The sequence below is a fragment of the Kitasatospora sp. NPDC058162 genome (assembly GCF_042884005.1).
Lineage (GTDB): Bacteria > Actinomycetota > Actinomycetes > Streptomycetales > Streptomycetaceae > Kitasatospora.
The window spans coordinates 185,432-206,033 of the sequence record NZ_JBHVUS010000006.1; the positions used below are offsets into that span (position 1 = coordinate 185,432).

Here is a 20,602-nt window from a genome sequence, read left to right on the forward strand (position 1 = left end):
GCCATGGACCACCCCGCGATCCAGCCCGTGAACCGCCCTGCGGCCCACCCCGCGAGCAACCCGCCGGCCCACCCCGCGATCCGCCAGCCCTACCAGTACACCCGGACCGAACTGGTCGAACCGGACTGGCGCCGGCTGCCCGGCTGGCGCCGGGTCACCGCGGCGCAGTGGCGCGACGCCCAGTGGCAGCGCGCCCACTCCGTGCAGAACGCCCGCCAGCTGCGGGCCGTCGTCGGCGACCTGCTCACCGACCGCTTCTACGACGAACTCGCCGTCGACCAGGCCGAGTTCGCCACCATGCCGATCCTGCTGCCGCCGCAGGTGCTGAACACCATGGCGCCCGGCGCCGACACCACACCGGAGGCCTTCACCGAAGCCTTCGTGGCCGACCCGGTGCGCCGCTACATGCTGCCCGTGCGCACCGACCGCCACCCCCGCTGGCCCAGCCACCCGCTGGCCGCCCGGGACTCGCTGCACGAGGCCGACATGTGGGCGGTCGAGGGCCTGACCCACCGCTACCCCACCAAGGTGCTCGCCGAGCTGACCGCCACCTGCCCCCAGTACTGCGGCCAGTGCACCCGGATGGACCTGGTCGGCACCTCCACCCCGCAGGTCGCCAAGGCCCGGCTGCGGCTGCGCCCCGCCGACCGGCAGGAGCAGATGCTCGACTACCTCAAGCGCACCCCCTCGGTGCGCGACGTGGTGCTGTCCGGCGGCGACCTCGCCAACGTGCCCTGGCCGCGCCTGGAGTCCTTCCTGCTGCGGCTGCTGGACCTCGGCTCGGTCCGCGACATCCGGCTGGCCAGCAAGGCCGTGGTCGGCCTGCCCCAACACTGGCTGCAGCCGGCGGTGTTGGCGGGCGTGGCACGGGTGGCCGCGGTCGCGGCCCGCCGGGCCGTCAACCTGGCCGTGCACACCCACGCCAACCACGTCCGCTCGGTCACCCCGCTGGTCGCCGAGGCGGCCCGGGCCCTGCTGGACGCGGGTGTGCGGGACGTCCGCAACCAGGGCGTGCTGATGCGCGGCGTCAACGACACCCCCGAGGACCTGCTGGACCTCTGCTTCGCCCTCCAGGGCGAGGCCAACGTCCTGCCGTACTACTTCTACCTCTGCGACCTCGTCCCCAACGCCGAGCACTGGCGGACCCCGCTGCACCGGGCCCAGCACCTCCAGGAGGCGATCATGGGCTACCTGCCCGGCTACGCCACGCCCCGCCTGGTCTGCGACGTCCCGCGGGTCGGCAAGCGCTGGGTGCACCAGGCCGTGGCGTACGACCGCGAGCGCGGCATCTCGTACTGGACCAAGAACTACCGCACCAGCCTGGACGCCGACACCCCGGGCGCACCCGGCGGCCCCGACGCCCCTGGGGCGCTCGACGCCCTGGACCGGCGCCACCCCTACTACGACCCGGTGGACACCCTCCCCGAGGCCGGCCGCCGCTGGTGGGCCGGGCCGTCCACGACGACCGCACCCCGAGGAGCACGATGACCACCCCCGACCCGGCCGGCCCGCTGCGCCGGCTGTGCTGGATCTTCCCCGACCGGGAGTCCTCCCGGATGGCCGAGATGTGGCACGGCTTCTTCTGGGACCTCTACGCCGAGAGCGCCGCCGACCTCGGCCTGCGCTGGACCAGGCACGCCCCGGACGCCGTCAGCGTGGACGCCACCGCCCCCGGCCGCCCCCGGGTGTACGTCGACGACGAGCCGGTGACCCCCGAGGACACCCTGTTCATCACCGCGCTCTACTCGCTGCCGTACCAGTCGATGGACGTCTTCAACCAGTACGCGCTCTACGCGGTGCTCGAACAGGCCGGCTTCTACCTGCCGTTCCCCCCGCAGGTGTCGCTGATCGGCAACGACAAGCTGGCCACCCTGCTGTTCCTGGCCGACTCCCCGGTGCCGACCATCCCGACCGTGCGGATCGGCACCGGGCGGGACACGAGCAAGTACGGCTACGAGGTCGCGCTCGGGCGGATGACCTACCCGGCCATCGTCAAACCCGCCGGCTGGTGCGGCGGCGGCGGGATCAACCTGGCCCGCGACCCCGAGGAGGTCCGCGGCCTGGCCAGCCTCGCCCAGGGCGGCGACACCACCCTGGTGGTCCAGCCCTACCTGGGCGACGGCACCGTCGACTACCGGGTGTACGTGGTCGACGGCCGGCCCTACGCGGTGATGAAGCGCACCCCCGAGCCCGGCTCCCCGGTCGCCAACGCCAGCCGCGGCGGGGCCATGGAGTTCCCCCCGGTGCCGCCCGAACTCGCCGCCGCCACCGCCTGGTTCGCCGAGCGGCTGCCGATCCCGTTCTTCTGCGTCGACTTCCTGTACGACGGCGAGCGGTACTGGTTCTCCGAGCTGGAGCCGGACGGCGTGATCGCCCCCGACCACACCGACCCGGACCGCACCCTCCAACGGGACGTCACCCGCGCCCGGTTCGCCGCCTACCGGGACGGCCACGCCACGTGGCTCGCCGACGGCGGGCGCCCGCTCACCCTCGGCACCGCCCCCGGTCCCGGCCCCGCCCCCTCCACCTTCCTCCCCGCCCACCGGACGGACCCCCGATGACCGCCTTCTCGCTGTCCCCCGAGGCCGCCGCGCCCCGGCTGCACGTGGCCCGGCGCACCCTGGAACGGCTGCGCGGCGTCCCCGCCCTGGCCGCGCGCTACCCGTACCACCTCGACGCCGACTCCCTCGAGGGGCTCGCCCAACTGCCGCCGCTGGCCAGGGACGACCTCAACACCGCCCTCGCCCACCTGGAGCCGGCCGCCGACCGGTCCGCGACCTGGCTGTTCCAGAGCGGCGGCAGCACCGGCGCCCCGAAGGTCGGCTACGCCCCCACCGGCTTCTACATGGCCGGCGTGCACGCCCACTGGCAGCCGCTCGACCGCACCGACGTCTTCGTCAACGCCTGGGGCGCCGGCCGGATGTGGGGTGCGCACTTCCTCGCCGCTGCCCTCGCCGACCTCTCCGGCTGCCGGATCATCGCCCTCGGCTCCGTCACCAAGGACGAGTACGGCCCCTGGCTGGAGTTCCTGGCCGCCCGGCGGGTGACCGCCATCGGCGGCACCCCCAGCGTGCTGCGGCTCTGGTTCGCCCACGCCCGGGCCGCCGGGCTCCGGCTCCCCTCGCTGCGCAAGGTGCTCTGGCTCGGCGAGGCCTGGCAGCCCCGACTGGACGACGACCTGGCCGCGGTGGCGCCCGAGGCCCGCCGCTGGGGCATGTTCGGCAGCACCGAGACCTGGGTGGTGGGCACCAACACCCCGCACTGCCGGGCCGACACCTTCCACCCGCTGCCGCACCAACTGGTGCACACCGGCGAGGACGGGCTGCTGGACTTCACCGCCCTCGACCCCGCGGTGCTCAACCCGGTGCTGCGCTACCGCACCGGCGACGCGGGCGAGTTGACCGCCTGCCCGTGCGGGCGCCCCGAGCCCGCCATGCGCGTGCTGGGCCGGCGCGACAGCGTCGTCCAGGTCCGCGGCCTCGGACTGGACGTGGACGAGCTGGTCGCCCGGGCGGAACGCGCCCCGGGCGTGGCCCGCGCCCAGGTGGTGCTCACCGAGCGGGGCGGCCGGGCGACCGGCCTGGAGCTCCTGGTGGTGGCCGCCGGCCCGGCGCCCGCCCCGGACCTCGAACGGCTGCGCACCGAGCTGTTCACCGCCACCATCACCCTCGGCACCGCCTTCCAGCACGACCCCGGCTCCTTCCGGGTGCGCCCGGTGGACGAGCTGGTCAGCAACGGCCGCACCGGCAAGACCGCCGCCCTGATAGTCCGGGAGGAGTCGTGACGGCCGGCACCGCACCGGCGGACCCGGTGAAGGCGGCCCCGACGCCACTCGGGCACGGCTTCGCCCTGTTCTGGGCCGGACAGACCGTCAGCCTGGTCGGCGACAAGGTCACCGTCTTCGTCGTCCCGACCCTGATGATCTTCGTGCTGCACGCCTCCGCCCTCCAGGTCGGCGTGGTGGCGATGGCCCAGTACCTCGGCATCCCGCTGCTCGGGCCGATCGCCGGGGTGCTGGTCGACCGCTGGGACAAGCGCCTCACCATGCTCGCCTGCGACCTGGTCCGGCTGGCCGCCGTCGCCGCGATCCCGCTCGCCTACGCGCTGGACGCGCTCTCCACCCCACTGCTGTTCGCCTGCGTGGCCGTCATCAGCGGCGCGACGATCTTCTTCAACGTCGGCTACCTGGTCGCCGTCCCCGCCGTGGTGCCCGAGGACGGGATGGTCCGCGCCTACTCCCGGCTGGAGGGCAGCGGCTCGGTCGCCGAGGTCGCCGGGCCGTCCATCGCCGCCGCCCTCTACAGCGCGCTCGGCGTGGCCGCCCTGCTGGTCGACGCGGCCAGCTACCTGGTCTCGGCCGCCTGCTTCCGCCATATGCGGCCCTGGGGCGAGCGGACCGTCGAGGAGGGCTCTATCCGGGAGCGGCTGACCCGCGGCTTCCGGCTCAACTGGGCCGACCCGGTGCTGCGCCGGGTGGTGCTGGCGGCCGTGATCCTCAACTCCGGCGGGCCGGTGTACGTCACCGTGCTGCCCGTCCTCGCCTACCGCGGCCTGGGCGTCCGGGTCGGCGTCTTCGGTGCGGCCATGTCGGTCGCGGCACTCGGCGCCCTGCTCGGGGCCGTGGTCGCCCCCCGGCTCTCCCGGCGGTTCGGCCTCGGGCGCACGATGGCCTGGTCGCTGCTGCTGCACTGCCTGGTCGGCCTCGGCGTGCTCGCCGCGCCCGCGCTGCCGCCCGGCCCGGTGATCGCCGTGACCATGGGCTGCTACGGCTTCTTCATGTCCTGCATCAACGTGTGCAGCGCCCCCACCCGGCAGTCCCGGATGTCCGCGCGCAACCAGGGCGTGATGCACGCCGCCTTCCGGACCGTCACCTGGGGCGTGATCCCGCTCGCCGCGCTCGTCGGCGGCCTGGCCGTCTCGCTGCTCACCGGACCGCTCGGCATCCTGGACGCCGCCCGGTTCACCATGGCCGGCGGCACCCTGCTGGCGGCCTGCTCCTTCGTCCCGGCCCTCGGCCTCCAGCCGCTGCTGGACGCCGCCGAGCGCGCGAAAGCCGCCGCGGAGGGCTCGACGGCCGCGACGGCCCCGGAGGGCGCCGCGTGAACGAACCCGACTCCACGGACCCCACCGGCCGGGTCCTGCTGATCACCGGCACCTCCTCCGGCATCGGCCTGGCCACCGCCGTCGCCGCGGCCCGGGCCGGCTACACCACCGTCGCGACCCTGCGCGAACCCGACCGCGCCGGCCCGCTGCGGGCCGCCGCCGAGGCCGCCGGGGCGGCGGTGGACGTCCGCCGGCTGGACGTCACCGACCCCGACTCGGTGACCGACTGCCTGGCCGCCGTGCACCGGACGTACGGGCGGCTCGACGCCGTCGTCAACAACGCGGGCGTCTCCAACTCCGACCCCACCCTGGAGATGTCCACCGACGCGGCGCTGCGCGCCAACCTGGACGTCAACTTCTTCGGCGTCGCCACCGTCAGCCGGGCCGCACTGCCGCTGCTGCGCGCCGCGGGCGGCCGACTGGTCACCATCGGCAGCGTGCACGGCGTGGTCGGCCAGCCCTTCAACGAGGCGTACTGCGCGGCGAAGTTCGCCGTCGAGGGCTTCATGGAGGCGCTCGCCCCGGTCGCGGCGGCGCACGGCGTCCGGGTCTCGGTGGTGGTGCCGGGCTTCGTCCCGGACACCGAGTTCGGCATCTTCCCCGACATCGACCGGACCACCCTCCAGGCCGCCTCCGGCCCGTACGCGCCCACCTTCGCCGACTACCTCCGCTGGCTCGGCGGCGCGGGCTGGGAGTCGGCCGGCCAACCCGCCCGGGAGGTCGCCGAGGTCGTGGTCCGCACCCTGCGCGCGCCGCGTCCGCCGTTCCGAGTGCCCGCGAACGGCTGGGCCGCCGACTACCTGGCCGCCAAACTCGCCGACCCCGACGGCTCCGCCGTCCAGGCCCTCGCCCGCGGCTGGCTCGGGCGGCCCGCGACCACACCCTGAGCCCCCTGAGCCCCGTCACCGGCCCGCTTCCCGACCCGCCTCCACACCCACGGAGTCCCGCCATGCCCGCCAAGCCCCTGGCCGAGCTGATCCGCTTCGCCCGCGCCAACTCGCCCTTCTACGCCGAGCTCTACCGCGACCTGCCCGAGGCCGCCGACCGGCTCGACCAGCTCCCGGTGATCGACCAGACCGCCTTCTGGACGGCCAACACCTGGCCCGACAACCGCGTCCTGACCGGCCCGCTCACCGACGCCGGCGTCTACAAGACCGGCGGCACCACCGGCGTCCCCAAGTTCTCGCCCTGGACCCGCGCCGAGCACGCCGACTCGGTCACCGCCTTCGGCGCCGGACTCGTCCGGGCCGGCCTGCGGCCCGGCCACCGGGTGGCCAACCTCTTCGTCGCCGGCGAACTCTACGGCGGCTTCCTCTACATCGAGAACGCCCTGCACCACGCACCCGTGGACAACGTGCGCCTCGGCGTCGGCGGCGCCGCCCCCGACAGCTACATCGCCGACCTGATCACCGGCTTCGGCGTGCACGTGCTGGCCGGCGAGCCGATGAAGCTCAGCGCCGTCGCCGAGTGCCTGGTCGCCCGCGGCGAGCGCGCCGACGGCGTCGAACTGCTGCTGTTCGGCGGCGACCTGCTCTTCGCCGACCTGCGCCCGCTGCTCTCCCGGGCCTTCCCGAAGGCGGCCGTCGCCTCGGTCGGCTACGCCTCCAACGACGCCGGACTGGTCGGCGCGCCCGTCCCCGGCGAGGACGTCCGGGTGCACGAGGCCTTCGCCGACCGCACCGTGGTCGAGTTGCTCGACGAGGTCACCGGCGAGCCCGTCACCACCCCCGGCACGCCCGGCCGCGTCGTGGTCACCAACCTGTTCCGCACCCTGATGCCGATCCTGCGCTACCCCACCGGCGACCGCGCCGAATGGGTCGACGGCGAGTGCCGCCGCTTCCGCCTGCTCGGCCGCTCCACCGAGGGCGCCCGGGTCGGCACCGTCACCCTGCCCACCGAGGAGATCCGCACCGTCCTGCTCGCCGCCGACCCGGACCGGCACATCGCCGGGATGCAGCTGGTGCAGCGCCGTTGGGACGGCCGCGACGGCGTCATCCTGCGGCTCGGCCACATCGGCCCGCCGCCGCCCGCCGACCTCGCCGACCGGCTCGTCGACGCCGTCCACCGGGCCCTGCCGCTCTACCCCTCGGAAGCCGCCGTCGGCAGCATCCACCCCCTCACGGTGGAGTGGGTGCCGCGCTCGGAGCTGGTCACCAACCCGCGGACCGGCAAGCTCCAGCAAGTCCTGGACGAGCGGCCGCGGGAGTAGCCCGGGGCCGCCGACCGGGCCCCGGCGGGCGACTGACGCTCCGTCAGCGCCTTGCCGGTGACCTGTCGGTGAGCCACCGGTGCTGTGAGCGGTCTGTCCGCGTCCTGTGAGTACTCCCGCAGAGGCTGGTCGACGACAACACCACCGACCCACAGGAGTCCACCGTGTCCACCACCACCCTCCCGCTCGACACCCCGGCGCACCCCCGCGTCACCGAACCCCGGGCCTCGGTCCTGGTCTCCGGCGCCGGCATCGCCGGCACCGCACTCGCCTACTGGCTCCAGCGCTACGGCTTCCGCGTCACCGTCGTGGAGCGCGCCCCCGGGCTGCGCGGCGGCGGCCAGGCCGTGGACATCCGCGGCAACGCCCTGGAGGTCGTCGACCGGATGGGCCTGCTGGCCGAGGTCCGCGCCCGCCGGACCGGCCTGCTCGGGATGTCCCAGGTCGACGGGGACGGCCGCGAGCTGCGCCGCACCACCGAGTGGACGGCCTCCGGCGGCCCGGTCGACGGCCCCGACGTGGAGATCCTGCGCGACGAACTGGCCGAGCTGATCGCCGGAGCCGGAGTCGGAGCCACCGGACCGGACGTCGAGTACCTCTTCGACGACGCGATCGACACCCTCGTCCAGGACGGGGACGGCGTCCGGATCCGCCTCCGCAGCGGCGCCGAGCGGACCTTCGACCTGGTCGTCGGCGCCGACGGCCTGCACTCCAACACCCGCCGCCTGGTCTTCGGCCCCGAGAGCGACTACCTGCACCCCGTCGGCTGCTACGTGGCCGGCTGGAGCGTCCCCAACCACCTCGGCCTCGACCGCTGGGAGGTCATCCACCAGGCCGAGGACGGCTGGGGCTGCATGGCGATGACCGTCCGCGACAACACCGAACTGCGGGTCTTCGTCACCTTCTCCACCGACGAGCCGCTCGACCGGATGCTCCCCCGCGACCGCGCCGAGCAGCGCGAGCTGATCGCCGAGCGCGCCGCCCACCTGCGCTGGGACGTGCCGCGCTTCCTGGCCGGGATGTGGGAGACCGAGGCCTTCCACTACGACGTCGTGGCCCAGATCCGGATGGACCGCTGGTCCCGGGACCGGGTCGCCCTGCTCGGCGACGCCGGGTACTGCTGCTCCCCGTTCACCGGCCAGGGCACCAGCGTGGCCCTGACCGCCGCCTACGTCCTGGCCGGGGAACTGCACGCCGCGGACGGCGACCACCGCACCGCCTACCCCGCCTACGAGCAGCGGCTGCGCGACCACGTCGCCGCCAACCAGGCCATCCTCGAGCTGACCCGCGACCGCTACCGGACCGGCACCGGGCCGTTCGGCGCGCCGGACGACGCCGCACCGGATGCCTCTGCGGACGCCGACGGCGCCCCGGACTTCGACCGGCCCGGCCCGGAGATGGACGCCGCCTTCCGGGTCGCCACCGTCTTCGACCTGCCCGACTACTCCTGACCGCCCACCCCCGCCGGGTCGTCCCGGAAGGGCCTGCGGGAATCCCCCAGGCCCTTCCGGGACGGCCCGGGGCCTCAGCGCAGGCAGCGGCCGATGACCAGCTCCGGCCGGATCCGGATCCGGACCGCATCCGGGGCAGCCGCCCCCGGGCCGACCTTGGCGTGGCCGAGGACGGTGACGAACCAGCCGGAGCCGTCCCGGCCGTCCACCTCGTCGGCCTCGAAGGCGATCACCGCGCCGTCCACCGCCCGGGCCAGCTCGGAGTCGGCGGGCGCGGAGACCAGCACGCCGCCGGGCACCAGCCGGAAGGTCACCGGCAGGACGGCCGGGAGGGCGCCGACGGTATAGACCACCCGCCCGACGGCGGCCCGGCCCAGCAGCTCCAGCGCCCGCTCCCGGTCGAGCTCGCGGGGCCCGGACCGGTCCGGACGGCGGGGGAGGCCGGACGACGCGGGCCGGGGGAACGGGACGTGATCGCGGTTCATGCGAGCGATGCTCACCCGGGGCCGGGCCCGGTCACGAGTGCCGATGGTCCCGCCGAGGGGCCCCGGTGGGGTGGGCCGTCGGCTCGCCGTTCGACCTCCGACCTCCCGCTCCGACCGGGTGTCAACACCGGCAAGGCCGGGTTCACCCAGGGGTGTGGATCACGGGGCGGTGCGTGTGGGAAGCATCCGAGCGGCGGACCTCGCCGCCCACCACCTACCAGGAGGACCATCCCCTTGAAGCGCGTACTGCACGCGGCCGGCGCCGCCCTCGCCGCGGCCGCCCTCTGCCTGACCACCGCCACCAGCGCGGTCGCCGCCGAAGGCGTGCTGATCGTCGGCAACCACCGCTACGAGGACCCGCACGGCTGCTACACCTCCGAGCTCTGGCCGCTGAGCGTCACCAACGACACCGACACCGACGCCTATGTCTACGGCGGGGGGACGGGCTGCGCCGGAAAGCCCATCGCAGTGGTGCGTCCCGGCGAGCGGGGCGTCTTCGAGTTCGGGGCCGCCGTGTCCATCCGCTGAGATCCCGCCCATCGGCGGCACGGCAGGAAGGCCGTGCGGCCTGCTGCACATGTCGGCGGCGTCACCGGAGGTCAACCGTCATCCGTCAAGCCCAGCCCCGGCCGACGCGCAGCGGGGACGACTGGGCGGCGGCCGACTGCCGCAGCTCGGTGGCGATCAACGCCGCCTGCACCCGCCGCTCCACACCGAGCTTGGCGAGCAGCCGGGACACGTGGTTCTTCACCGTCTTCTCGGCGAGGTAGAGCCGCTCGCCGATCTGCCGGTTGGTCAGGCCCTCGCCGATCAGCGCCAGCACCTCCTGCTCACGCGCCGTCAGCCCCGGCCCGGCGGTCGCCGGCCGGGCGGGCTCGGCGTCGCTGCGCAGCCGGTTCAGCAGCCGGGTGGCCGCGCCGGGGTCGAGCATCGAGCGGCCGGAGGCGACGGTACGGACGGCGGCGACCAGGTCGGTGCCGCTGATCTGCTTCAGCACGTACCCGGCGGCGCCCGCCATCACGGCGTCCAGCAGCGCCTCCTCGTCGTCGAAGGAGGTCAGCATCAGACAGGCCAGGTCCGGCATCCGCGACCGCAGTTCACGGCAGACGGACACCCCGTCCCCGTCGCCTAGCCGGACGTCCAGCACCGCCACGTCGGGCCGCAGCGCCGGCACCCGCACCAGGGCCTGCTCCGCCGTCGCCGCCTCCCCGACCACCACCAGGTCCGGCTCGCCGTCCAGCAGGTCGTGCACCCCGCGGCGCACCACCTCATGGTCGTCCAGCAGAAACACCCGGACCGGCGCCGAAGCCTCGACGCCCTCCACCTCGGTCGCCATCACGCGGCCCCACCTTCGTCACCCCCGCACACTCCCAGCGGGGCCCACCGCATCATCCCCCGCCACCCGACAGAGGCCCAGGGCCCAAGGACCCCATTCCCCCGGCCTACGTCCTCCTGCCTGTCATTCCCCGGCCCGCCTCCCCATCACCCCGGTCTACTTCCTCCCGCCCCTCACTCCCCGGCCCACTTCCCCACTCGTCACTCCCCCATCACCCCGGCCTACGTCCTCCTGCCTGTCATTCCTCGGCCGCTCCTGCGCCCCGGAGGGGAGCAGCAACTCGGGCCCGGAGGGACCGAAAGAGCGCCGCGGAGCGGCGCAGCCCACCGCCCCTCACCGCTCCCGCCCCTCACTCCCCGGACGATCCTGAGCCCCGGAGGGGAGCAGCAACTCGGGCCCGGAGGGGCCGAAAAGGCGCCGCGGAGCGGCGCAGCCCGCCGCCCCCCTCACCGCTCCCGCCGCCGGACGTTCCCCCACCCCACCAGCAGGAACGCCAGCGCGACGCCCGCCCCGCCGACCGCCGCGAGCGCCGCCTTCGACGCCGGCCCGCCGCCGTCGGAGAGCAGGATCGCGACCGCGCCCAGCGAGGCCACCGCCGCGCCCACCACCAGCCAGCCGACCAGGACGACGGCCGCCGGGCGGCCGTTCCGCGGCACCGGCCCGGCGTCGAGCGCCGCCCACCGGGCCGCGGTCTCCCGCTGCTCCCCGTGCCGCTCCCACAGCGCCCGCACCCGCAGGGCCGTACCGCCGACCAGTCCGGCGAGGCCCACCTGGGCGGCGGGCCGCCAGCCGGCCCCGGCGAGCAGCAGTCCGCCCGCCAGTGCGAGCGCCGCCCACCAGAGCACGCAGGCCGCCGCCGCGGTGCGGGTGGAGCGGGGCCGGTCGGCGCCGGCCTGGAGGTCGGCGATGGCGGGCAGGTACCAGACGCAGCCGCTGGCGGTGAGCGCGGCAGTGCCGATGGCGAGGACGGTGTGGGTCATGGGCCGGCCTTCCGATTTCACACAAGGAGGGGTGAGGAGGAGCCGTCCCCGCCCGCCCGGGGGCAGCGACGCGGGCGGGGACGGCGTTCAGTGGGTGCCAGGCCTCAACCGTCGATGGAGTCCATGGAGTCCATGGACGAGGCCCGTGCCCGTTCCGCCCGGCTCAGCGGCCGGTCGTACTTCACCGGCTCCACGTCGCCCAGGTGCGTCGCCGGCTTCCCGGTGTGCACGAGCACGTCCCGGGCCGCGATGTCCGGGTGGTGGAGGTCGAAGGCCGGGGATTCGGAGCGGATCCGGGGCAGCTTGACGAAGTTGTGCCGGGGCGGCGGGCAGGAGGTCGCCCATTCCAGCGAGCGGCCGAAGCCCCACGGGTCGTCCCCGGTGACGCGCTCGCCGTACTTGGCGGTCTTCCAGACGTTGTAGAGGAACGGCAGGATCGACAGGCCGAGCAGGAAGGATCCGATGGTCGACACGGTGTTCAGCGTGGTGAACCCGTCCGAGGCCAGGTAGTCGGCGTACCGGCGCGGCATGCCCTCGGCGCCCAGCCAGTGCTGGACCAGGAAGGTCGCGTGGAAGCCGACGGTGAGCGTCCAGAAGGTGATCCGGCCGAGCCGTTCGTCGAGCTTCTTGCCCGTCATCTTGGGCCACCAGAAGTGGAAGCCGGCGAACATCGCGTACACCACCGTGCCGAACAGGGTGTAGTGGAAGTGGGCGACGACGAAGTACGAGTCGGAGACGTGGAAGTCGATCGGCGGCGCGGCGAGCAGCACGCCCGTCAGCCCGCCGAACAGGAAGGTGACCAGGAAGCCGACGGTCCACAGCATCGGCGTCTCGAAGCTCAGCGAGCCCTTCCACATGGTGCCGACCCAGTTGAAGAACTTGACTCCCGTCGGCACCGCGATCAGGAAGGTCATGAAGGAGAAGAACGGCAGCAGCACCTGCCCGGTGACGTACATGTGGTGCGCCCACACCGTCACCGACAGGCCCGCGATGGCCACCGTCGCGGCGATCAGCCCCGCGTAGCCGAACATCGGCTTGCGGCTGAACACCGGGATGATCTCCGAGACGATCCCGAAGAACGGCAGCGCCAGGATGTACACCTCGGGATGGCCGAAGAACCAGAACAGGTGCTGCCAGAGCATCGCCCCGCCGTTGGCCGGGTCGAAGACGTGCGAGCCGAACTTGCGGTCGCACTCGAGCGCGAGCAGCGCGGCGGCCAGCACCGGGAAGACCAGCAGCACCAGCACCGAGGTGAGCAGCACGTTCCAGCAGAAGATGGACATCCGGAACATCGTCAGGCCGGGGGCGCGCATGCAGATGATCGTGGTGATGAAGTTGACGGCGCCGAAGATGCTGCCGAAGCCGGACAGCGCCACACCCATGATCCACATGTCCGAGCCGACGCCCGGCGAGTGGACGGCGTCGGACAGCGGGGCGTAGAGGAACCAGCCGAAGTCCGCGGCGCCCTGCGGGGTGGCGAAGCCGGCGGCGGCGATCAGCGAGCCGAACATGAACAGCCAGTAGGAGAGCATGTTCAGGCGCGGGAACGCCACGTCGGGCGCGCCGAGTTGCAGCGGCATGATCCAGTTCGCGAAGCCGGTGAACAGCGGCATCGCGAACAGCAGCAGCATCACCGAGCCGTGCATGGTGAAGGCCTGGTTGAACTGCTCGTTGGAGAGGATCTGCGTTCCGGGCCGGGCGAGTTCGGCACGCATGACCAGCGCGAGGATGCCGCCGATCAGGAAGAACGCGAACGAGGACACCAGGTACATGGTGCCGATCGTCTTGTGGTCGGTGGTGGTCAGCAGCCTGACCAGGGCCGAACCGGGCCGTCGGGCCCGAACCGGGCCTGGCGGAGGGGGCGTTGGCGGTGAGGTGGGGTCGCCCTGTGCCTGGGTGGCGCTCAAGGACGCGCTCCTTCGGAACGTCGTGCGAATGGATGGCGATCCATGATCCGAACGCACGCCCCGCGCACCCCAGGGCCGTTGGGCCCGCCCGGCCGGGGCCGCTGGGCCCGAGTTCCCGGCCGCGACCGGGACCTCCCGACCGGGCCCCTGGCCAGGACTCCCCGCCGGGGGCCGTCGGAGCCACCGACCGCTCGCGCCCCGCTCGCCCCGCCGCCCAGCCCCGCTGGAGGACCGACGGAGCTCCCCCGCCCCGCCGTCCCCGAACCGTCGGACGGCGAACCCCCGTACGACCGCCTACGGCCCCGCAGCACCTCCGCCCGTCGCCACCGCCCCGCACCCCGCCCGACCAGCCACGCCCCCGCCCGAACCCGCCCGAACCCGACCGACCCGGGCCCCGCACACCACCGCCGACCCCACCCCGGGCCCCCGAGTTGCGCGGACGGCGTGACCGAACCCCGTCGATCCGGTGCCCTTCAACGCCCGCCGACCGCCCAGTAGCCTGCGCCCGGGAACCCCACCACCGCCGGTCACGCCCCCGCGCCCACCCCGACCCCTCCCCCACCCGACCCGCCCCTCCCCCACCCGCCCCGGAGGTACGCCGATGACCCAGCCCCGGCCCGCCGCCCCCGCCCGGCTGCGCTTCGCCGTCCTCGGTCCGCTCACCGGCGAGGCCGACGGCCGCCCGCTCAACCTCGGGCCGCTCAAACAGCGGCTGGTGCTCGCCGTGCTGCTCAGCCGGGCCAACACCGCCGTCCCGGTCGACCTCCTCACCGACGCGGTCTGGCCCGAGGAGCCCCCGCGCACCGCCCGCAAGAACCTCCAGGTGTACGTCTGCGCCCTGCGCACCCTGCTCGGCCGCCAGGACGGCCCGGACCGGCTCGCCCACTCGGCCGGCGGCTACCTGCTGCGGATCGCCGAACCCGAACTGGACGTCCTGCGGTTCCGCGCCCTCGCCCGGGCCGGCCGCTCCGCCGCCGACAGCGGCGCGCTCGCCCCCGCCGCCCGGCTACTACGCCAGGCCCTCGACCTCTGGCAGGGCCCGCCGCTCGCCGACCTGCGCTGCTCCCCCGCCGTCCGGGCCGAGGCCGACCGCCTGGAGGCCCGCTGCCTGGGCGTCCACGAGGACTGGGCGGAGACCGAGTTGGAGCTCGGCAACGCCACCGCCGTGGCCGAGGAACTGGCCGACCTCGCCGAACGCCACCCGCTGCGCGAACGCCTCCAGGCCGCCCGGATGAACGCCCTCCACCTGTCCGGCCGCCAGGCCGAGGCGCTCGCCGTGTACGACACCCACCGACAGCTGCTGGCCCGGGAGTTGGGCCTCGAACCCAGCCCCGCCCTGACCGACCGCTACCGCCTGCTGCTCGCCCGCGGCCGCACCCGGCCCACCGCCGGCCACCCCGACCGGAGCACCGCCCCCACCGCCGCCCTGCTGCCCGCCGACACCGCCGACTTCACCGGACGGACCGCCGAACTACGCGAGCTCCTAGCCGAGTTGGGCCACGATGGCGGCAACGTCAACGGCGACGGCAACGTCACGGTGCTCTCCGGACCGGCCGGCAGCGGCAAGACCGCACTCGCCGTCCACGCCGCCCACCTGCTCGCCGACCGCTTCCCGGACGGCCGTCTGCTCGTCCGGCTGCGCACCGGGGACGGCGCCCCGCGCCCGCTCCCCGAGCTGCTCGCCGAACTCACCGCCCTCACCGGCCACGCGGACCCGCTGCCCACCGACCCCGCCCGGGCCGCCGCCCACTGGCGCGCCTCCCTCGCCGGCCGGCGGACGCTGCTGATCCTCGACGACGCCGCGGGCGAGGCCGTGGTCCGCGAGCTGCTGCCCGCCCTCGGCCCGAGCGCCGTCCTGGTCACCTCCCGCAGCCAACTCGCGGGCCTCGCCCCCGTCCACCGCATCGCCGTCCCACCGCTCGCCCCGGCCGAGGCCCTCGACCTGCTCGCCCGCACCACCGGCCCCGGCCGGATCGGCACCGACCGCGCCGCCGCCGCCCGGATCGTCGACGCCTGCGGACTGCTGCCGCTCGCCATCCGGGTCGCCGGCGCCCGCCTCTCGGTGCTGCGCCACCTCCCGCTCGCCGAGTACGCGGCCCGCCTGGAGGACCCGTCCGGCACCCTGGACGAACTCGTCGCCGGGGACGTCACCGTCCGCGCCCGCCTCGACTCCGGCTGGCACGACCTCCCCCACCAGGGCCGCCTCGCCCTCGCCCGCCTCGCCACCCTGCCCCTCGCCCTGCTCTTCACCCTCCCCGAAGCCGCCACCGCCCTCGGCCGCCCCGAACACCTCGCCCTGCGCACCCTCGAAGCCCTCACCGACACCGGCGCCGTCACCTCCCCCACCGGCGAGGTCACCGCCCACGCCGCCCTCTACGCCCTCCCCCGCCTCACCCACCTCCACGCCCGCGAACGCGCCCCCGAGGCCCTCACCACCCTCCTCTGACCACCCGCCCCTCACCACTCCCCCGCCTTTACGCTCCTCCCCCTCCCCTGAGCACCCCCCGCGCCTGCACCCCCGCTCCCCCCACCCTTCCGCCTCCGCCTCCGCTCCTCCGCTCCGTCGGTCCTCCACTCCTCCGCCCGTCCACTCCTCCACCCTTACGCTCCTCCTCGTTCCTCAACTGCCCTTCCTCCACCCGCCCATCACTCCCCGGCCAATCCTGCGCCCCGGAGGGGAGCAGCAACTCGGGCCCGGAGGGGCCGAAAAAGCGCCGCGGAGCGGCGCAGCCCACCGCCCCTCACCCCAACGTCACCAGATCCGCCCCATCCACCACCCCCTCCAACCCGCACAGCGCCAACAGCACCCCGGCTGCCCCGGTGTGCAGGTCCGCCGAGAAGCGCCGCAGCCGCATCCCCGGCACCAGCAGCCCCTCCGGCCGCGCTACCAGGTGCCACTGCAACTTCCGCACCTGCCCGAGCACCGCCTCCCGCTCCCCCGACTCCCCCGACTCCCCCAACCGCGACAGCGCCAGCAGCAGCCCGGCCCGCCCCCGGAACAGCCCGGGTTCCCGGATGAACCCCGGCGCGCACACCTTCCGTACGTCCGCGACGAAGTCCTCCGCCCCCGCCACCTCGACGCCCGCCTCCGCCAACTCCCGCACCACCAGCGCGATCCCGCTGCTCCCCCGGTCCAGGTACGCCAGTCGCCGCCCCCGGTCCAGCACCTGCACCGACCCGTCCGGCACCCGGACGCACTGCCCCATCGCCCGTTCCACCGCCTCCCGGGCCGCGTCGAGCAGCCAGCGCTCCCCGGTCGACCGGTGCAGTCGCAGCTGGAGCAGCGCGACGCCCGCCAGCCCGTACAGCAGCCCGGCGCCGGTCGGCTCGGCCAGCCCGGGTACGGTCTCCCCCCGCACCACGGCCGCCAGCTCCCGGGCGTCCTCGACCGCCTCCCGAACCAACGTGTCGCCCGCCGCCCCGAGCGAGGACGCCAACCGCACCCGGGCGAGCCCCGCCCCGGCCCGTCCGCCGTACAGCCCGGCCTCCCGGGCCGGCCGCGCCCCACGGACCCGCGCGAGCAGTTCCACCGCCGCCTCCACCCGCCCGACCCGGGCCAGCACCACCGCGACACCGAGCGGCCCGTCGTACAACCCTCCAAGCCCAGCCCCGACCCCGCCCCCGGACCCGGACGACGCGCCCCGCCGCCGCATGGCCGCGATCAGCCAGTCCGCGTACTCCTCGGGCCAGTCGGCCCCGGCCCGGTGCAGCGCGTACAGCACCCCGGCCGCGCCGTGCGCGACGCCCGTACCGTCGTCGGCGAAGCCGGCTACGTCGCCGGGGAAGAGCCGGTCCGGCCGGTCGGGGGTGGCCCCGGCATGGATGCCGGCGACCAGTTCGTCGCGCACAACACCCAGCCCGGCCCCGTCGACCAGGGCAACCCCGTCGAACAGTTCACGCCCCCTCCGTTCACCACCCGAGTCACCCGAGTCCCCGGCCGTTCCGCACCGGGCCCGCACCACCGTCGGCCGCACCGGCCCCTCCCCCTCCCCCACTCCGAACCATTCCCGCGCCCGCCGTTCGAGCGCCCCCGCCTTCCCCGGATCGTGTTCGGCGAGTTCCATGACGGGCATCAGCAGCGTCAGCCAGCTGGCCCACAGCATGTGCCGGTCGGCCTCGGCCCCGTCGAGCCCGGCAGGGACGGGCAGGCCGGCCGCCCCGGCGGTGGGCACCTGGCGGTCGGTCAGTTCGGCCGCGTACTCGAAGTCGACGAGCACCACCGACCCGTCCGGCCGGAGGATCACATTGGCGGGGTGGAGGTCCCCGAACCGCACGCCCCGCCCGTGCAGCGCGTCGAGCGCCCGTTCCAGTCCGGTGACCACGCCGGCCACCCAGGCCGCGTACTCGGCGCGTTGCGCGGCGGTGCAGTTCTGGTGCACCAGCGGGTAGCGCCGGATCGCCTCGGCGAACAGCTGGACGCCCTCGATGTGCTCCTGCACCAGGAAGGTGTGCTCCCACACCGTGCGCACCTCGTGCAGCCGGGGCACGCAGTCCAGTCCGGCCAGGCGTTCCAGCGCCCATTGCTCGCGCCGCAGCCGGGTGAGGGCGTCCGCGCCGGCCGCGTCGAGTCCGGCGTGCGGGCGGGCCTCGCGCAGCACCACCCGCCGGCCCGTCCTGCGGTCCGCGGCGAGGTAGATCCCGCCCGCGTTGGAGAACTGCAGCACCTCCAGGATCCGGTAGGGCAGTTCCCCGGCCGCCGCCTCCCGGGCGGCGAGGTGCGGGCGCAGTGCCGCGGGCGGCCTGACCCACCCGGGCAGCCGGAACACCGGTTCGCGCGGGTCCGGTACCAGCTCACCGGCCGGGTCGCGCAGCGCGGGGACGGTCCGCCCGGTCTCGTCCCGGCACCACAGTTCGACGAAGGCGCCGTAGCGCGCGTACACGGGGGCCGTCCCGATCCGCAGGTCGGTGAGCACGTACGGGCCTGGGCGCCCGTCCAGCTCTGCGGCCAACTCCTCCGCGAGCAGCAGGAATTCGGCTTCGCCCGCCGGGTACACCGTGATGAACTTGCCGCTGCTGCCGCGCCCCGCGTACTTGCCGTCGGCGACCCGCAGGGCCTGGGCGCTGCGCAGGAACTTGTACGCCGTCCGGTGTTCGGCGCAGATCCGGGCGACCACCGCCAGGGTGTCGGCGGCCTGGTCCTCGACGGTGGAGACGTGGAGCTTCCAGCCCTGTTCGGGCAGTGGGGCGCCGTCCGGCAGCAGCACCGTCCACAGGCCCTGTTCCCGGCGCCGCCACCCGGCGGGCACGGCGCCGAGCCCGTGCGGGTAGCGGCTCGCCCGGTCGGGCAGCCGCCCGGGGGTGTCGTAGTAGGTCGGGTCGGCGAGGCAGTACTGCTGGGTCTCGTGGGCGCCGGCCACGGCGCACCACCTCCCTTTCCACCAGGGGTTCAGACGGCCGGAACACCCGGACCAGCCGGGACGGCCGGAACAGCCGCCGGCCCGCGCCGCACCGGCGGTGCCCAGGTCACCACGGCCGCGCAGAGCGCGATCGCGAGGGCCAGCAGGGCGAAGGTCCGGGTGCCGCCGAGGGCGCCGAGCAGGGCGCCGCCGACCAGCGGACCGAAGGGCTGCACCAGGGTGGACAGGAATCCGGCCGCGCTCTGCACCCGGCCGATCCGGTCCGGCGGCGCGGCGAGCAGCATTCCGGAGACGAAGCCGATGCTGGCGACGGTGGACAGGCACATGCAGACCGCGCACAGCAGCCCGATCAGCAGCGGCAGCCGGGTGAGCACCAGGACGGCGGCGGTCGCGGCGGAGGCCCAGCAGGCCAGCGCGACCAGGTTGCCGTCACGGGTCCTGGCGCCCAGTCTCGGGGCGAGCAGCGCGCCGGCCAGGGCCCCGGCGGCGGTGCAGGAGACGACGGTGCCGCCGCCGAGGCCGGAGTGCCCGCCGTCGGAGGCGACGGCCAGGGTGGTGAACATCAACGCGCTGAACGCGAAGTTCATCCCGAGGCCGAAGATCAGCAGCAGGGTCCGCAGGTAGGGCTGGTGCCAGAGGAAGGCGATCCCGGCGGTCAACTCGGCGCGGCTGAACACGGATCCGGCCTTGCTCTCCGGCCGCGAGCGGGTCCGGATGAGCGCCACGCAGACGGTGGAGAGCAGCAGTCCGACGCCCTCGGCCACGAAGGGCAGCACCGGGTGCCAGGCGAACAGCGCACCGCCGCCGAGCGGCCCGACCAGCCGGGCGGCGGCGCCGCGGGCCTGCATCCGGGAGGAGGCTTCGCGGACCTGCCCGCGCGGCACCACCGCGCGCAGCAGGCCGCCGGCGGCAGGCCCGTACGTGCCGGCGATGACCGCCCCGGCGGCGGCGACCAGCAGCACCAGGACCAGCGGCGCGCGCCCGTTCAGCACGGCGAGCACCAGGGCGGTGACGGCGAGCAGGCTGCCGACGTCGCACAGCCGCATCAGCCGCCGGCGTTCGATCCGGTCGGCGAGCACTCCGCCGGGCAGTGTGCTGAGCAGCAGCGCGCCGACCGAGACGGTGCCGATGGCACCCGCCCGGGCGGCCGAGCCGGTGTCCCGGAGGACGAGCAACGGCAGGGCGATCGAGGAGAGTTGGGAGCCGAGCGAGGCCAGCAGGCCGCCGACCCAGAGCAGCCGGAAGTCCCGGTTGCGGGTGAGCGGGGTGGAGTCCATGGCCGTCCTCCGGAATGGGTGGGGGCAGAACCGGGCCGGGGCTGAGCCGCCGGCCGGGGGCGGTGGTGCGACCGCCCCCGCGCCGGGGCCACCGGGCCTGCCGCGGCTCAGGAGGCCGAGGTCTCCGCGGAGTTGACGTAGCTGACGATGCTGAAGCAGTTGCCGTCGGAGGAGGCCTGGAGGAACTTGAGCGCCTGGAGGTCCAGCACGTTGGCGACGTGCGCCTCGACCTCCGCCGTCTCCTCGCCGCCACCGTCGACGCTCTCGTCGACGTTCTGCTCCATGTTCCCGATGTTCCCGATGTTCCCGATGTTCTCGGCCATGGTGGGACTCCCTTCCATGAGTGGGCTGCCGGTAGCTGCCGGTACCGCGCGGGCCGACGGTCCGTCGCAGCGGCAAAGCTAGGCGGGCCCGGCTGCGGACGGCCTGGGAATCGGTTGGCCACCGGTATGGCCGCAGGTCGGCGCGGGCGCCGAGGCCACCCGCAGCACCGCCCG

16 protein-coding genes are annotated in these 20,602 nt (G+C 74.9%); 9 read left to right on the forward strand and 7 right to left on the reverse strand.

Going from position 1 to position 20,602, the window contains the following annotated elements; genetic code table 11:
- Positions 1-27: 27 nt before the first annotated feature.
- The 7 genes from ACFVXG_RS14640 (at position 28) to ACFVXG_RS14670 (ending at position 8,763) form a co-directional block, all read left to right on the forward strand.
- The gene (locus tag ACFVXG_RS14640; protein ID WP_387927472.1) at positions 28-1,488 is read left to right on the forward strand and encodes a KamA family radical SAM protein; all 1,461 of its coding nucleotides are present in this window, start codon (positions 28-30) and stop codon (positions 1,486-1,488) included.
- Positions 1,485-2,561 (forward strand): RimK family alpha-L-glutamate ligase, encoded by a 1,077-nt coding sequence (locus ACFVXG_RS14645; protein ID WP_387927474.1) that lies wholly within the window; start codon positions 1,485-1,487, stop codon positions 2,559-2,561. Before ACFVXG_RS14640 ends, ACFVXG_RS14645 begins: the two co-directional genes overlap by 4 nt.
- Positions 2,558-3,784, forward strand: a complete 1,227-nt coding sequence (locus ACFVXG_RS14650) for a phenylacetate--CoA ligase family protein (protein WP_387927475.1) — start codon at positions 2,558-2,560, stop codon at positions 3,782-3,784. Before ACFVXG_RS14645 ends, ACFVXG_RS14650 begins: the two co-directional genes overlap by 4 nt.
- Positions 3,781-5,103, forward strand: coding sequence for an MFS transporter (locus ACFVXG_RS14655; protein ID WP_387927477.1), 1,323 nt, complete (start codon positions 3,781-3,783; stop codon positions 5,101-5,103). The genes ACFVXG_RS14650 and ACFVXG_RS14655 overlap by 4 nt, the downstream gene beginning before the upstream one ends.
- Positions 5,100-5,990: an SDR family NAD(P)-dependent oxidoreductase gene (locus ACFVXG_RS14660; protein WP_387927479.1), complete on the forward strand. Its 891-nt coding sequence runs from the start codon at positions 5,100-5,102 to the stop codon at positions 5,988-5,990. Before ACFVXG_RS14655 ends, ACFVXG_RS14660 begins: the two co-directional genes overlap by 4 nt.
- A gap of 62 nt (positions 5,991-6,052) precedes the next feature.
- Positions 6,053-7,312 (forward strand): phenylacetate--CoA ligase family protein, encoded by a 1,260-nt coding sequence (locus ACFVXG_RS14665; RefSeq protein WP_387927481.1) that lies wholly within the window; start codon positions 6,053-6,055, stop codon positions 7,310-7,312.
- A 164-nt stretch (positions 7,313-7,476) separates the two neighbouring features.
- A complete protein-coding gene (locus tag ACFVXG_RS14670; protein WP_387927483.1) occupies positions 7,477-8,763 on the forward strand; it encodes an FAD-dependent monooxygenase in 1,287 nt (428 codons plus the stop codon).
- Positions 8,764-8,837: 74 nt separating this feature from the next.
- Here the strand turns inward: ACFVXG_RS14670 and ACFVXG_RS14675 are convergent, their stop codons facing one another.
- A complete protein-coding gene (locus ACFVXG_RS14675; protein ID WP_387927485.1) occupies positions 8,838-9,248 on the reverse strand; it encodes a pyridoxamine 5'-phosphate oxidase family protein in 411 nt (136 codons plus the stop codon).
- Positions 9,249-9,482: 234 nt separating this feature from the next.
- On the opposite strand from ACFVXG_RS14675, the gene ACFVXG_RS14680 reads away from it, so the two are divergent.
- Positions 9,483-9,776, forward strand: a complete 294-nt coding sequence (locus ACFVXG_RS14680; protein ID WP_387927487.1) for a hypothetical protein — start codon at positions 9,483-9,485, stop codon at positions 9,774-9,776.
- 85 nt (positions 9,777-9,861) lie between these two features.
- Here ACFVXG_RS14680 and ACFVXG_RS14685 read toward each other — a convergent pair whose 3' ends face one another.
- The 3 genes from ACFVXG_RS14685 to ctaD form a co-directional block, all read right to left on the reverse strand.
- The gene (locus ACFVXG_RS14685; protein ID WP_387927489.1) at positions 9,862-10,584 is read right to left on the reverse strand and encodes a response regulator; all 723 of its coding nucleotides are present in this window, start codon (positions 10,582-10,584) and stop codon (positions 9,862-9,864) included.
- Between the two features lie 446 nt (positions 10,585-11,030).
- Positions 11,031-11,564 carry a hypothetical protein gene (locus tag ACFVXG_RS14690; RefSeq protein ID WP_387927491.1) on the reverse strand — a complete coding sequence of 178 codons (534 nt, stop codon included), beginning with the start codon at positions 11,562-11,564 and terminating at the stop codon, positions 11,031-11,033.
- A 104-nt stretch (positions 11,565-11,668) separates the two neighbouring features.
- A complete protein-coding gene (ctaD, locus tag ACFVXG_RS14695; RefSeq protein WP_387927846.1) occupies positions 11,669-13,336 on the reverse strand; it encodes a cytochrome c oxidase subunit I in 1,668 nt (555 codons plus the stop codon).
- A gap of 736 nt (positions 13,337-14,072) precedes the next feature.
- Between ctaD and ACFVXG_RS14700 the strand changes: the two genes are divergently transcribed.
- The gene (locus ACFVXG_RS14700; protein WP_387927493.1) at positions 14,073-15,917 is read left to right on the forward strand and encodes a BTAD domain-containing putative transcriptional regulator; all 1,845 of its coding nucleotides are present in this window, start codon (positions 14,073-14,075) and stop codon (positions 15,915-15,917) included.
- A 295-nt stretch (positions 15,918-16,212) separates the two neighbouring features.
- Here ACFVXG_RS14700 and lanKC read toward each other — a convergent pair whose 3' ends face one another.
- From lanKC to ACFVXG_RS14715, 3 genes are all read right to left on the reverse strand, one after another.
- A complete protein-coding gene (gene lanKC / locus ACFVXG_RS14705) occupies positions 16,213-18,828 on the reverse strand; it encodes a class III lanthionine synthetase LanKC (protein WP_387927495.1) in 2,616 nt (871 codons plus the stop codon).
- 29 nt (positions 18,829-18,857) lie between these two features.
- Positions 18,858-20,105: an MFS transporter gene (locus ACFVXG_RS14710; protein ID WP_387927497.1), complete on the reverse strand. Its 1,248-nt coding sequence runs from the start codon at positions 20,103-20,105 to the stop codon at positions 18,858-18,860.
- A 107-nt stretch (positions 20,106-20,212) separates the two neighbouring features.
- Positions 20,213-20,428 carry a hypothetical protein gene (locus ACFVXG_RS14715; protein WP_387927499.1) on the reverse strand — a complete coding sequence of 72 codons (216 nt, stop codon included), beginning with the start codon at positions 20,426-20,428 and terminating at the stop codon, positions 20,213-20,215.
- Positions 20,429-20,602: the final 174 nt, after the last annotated feature.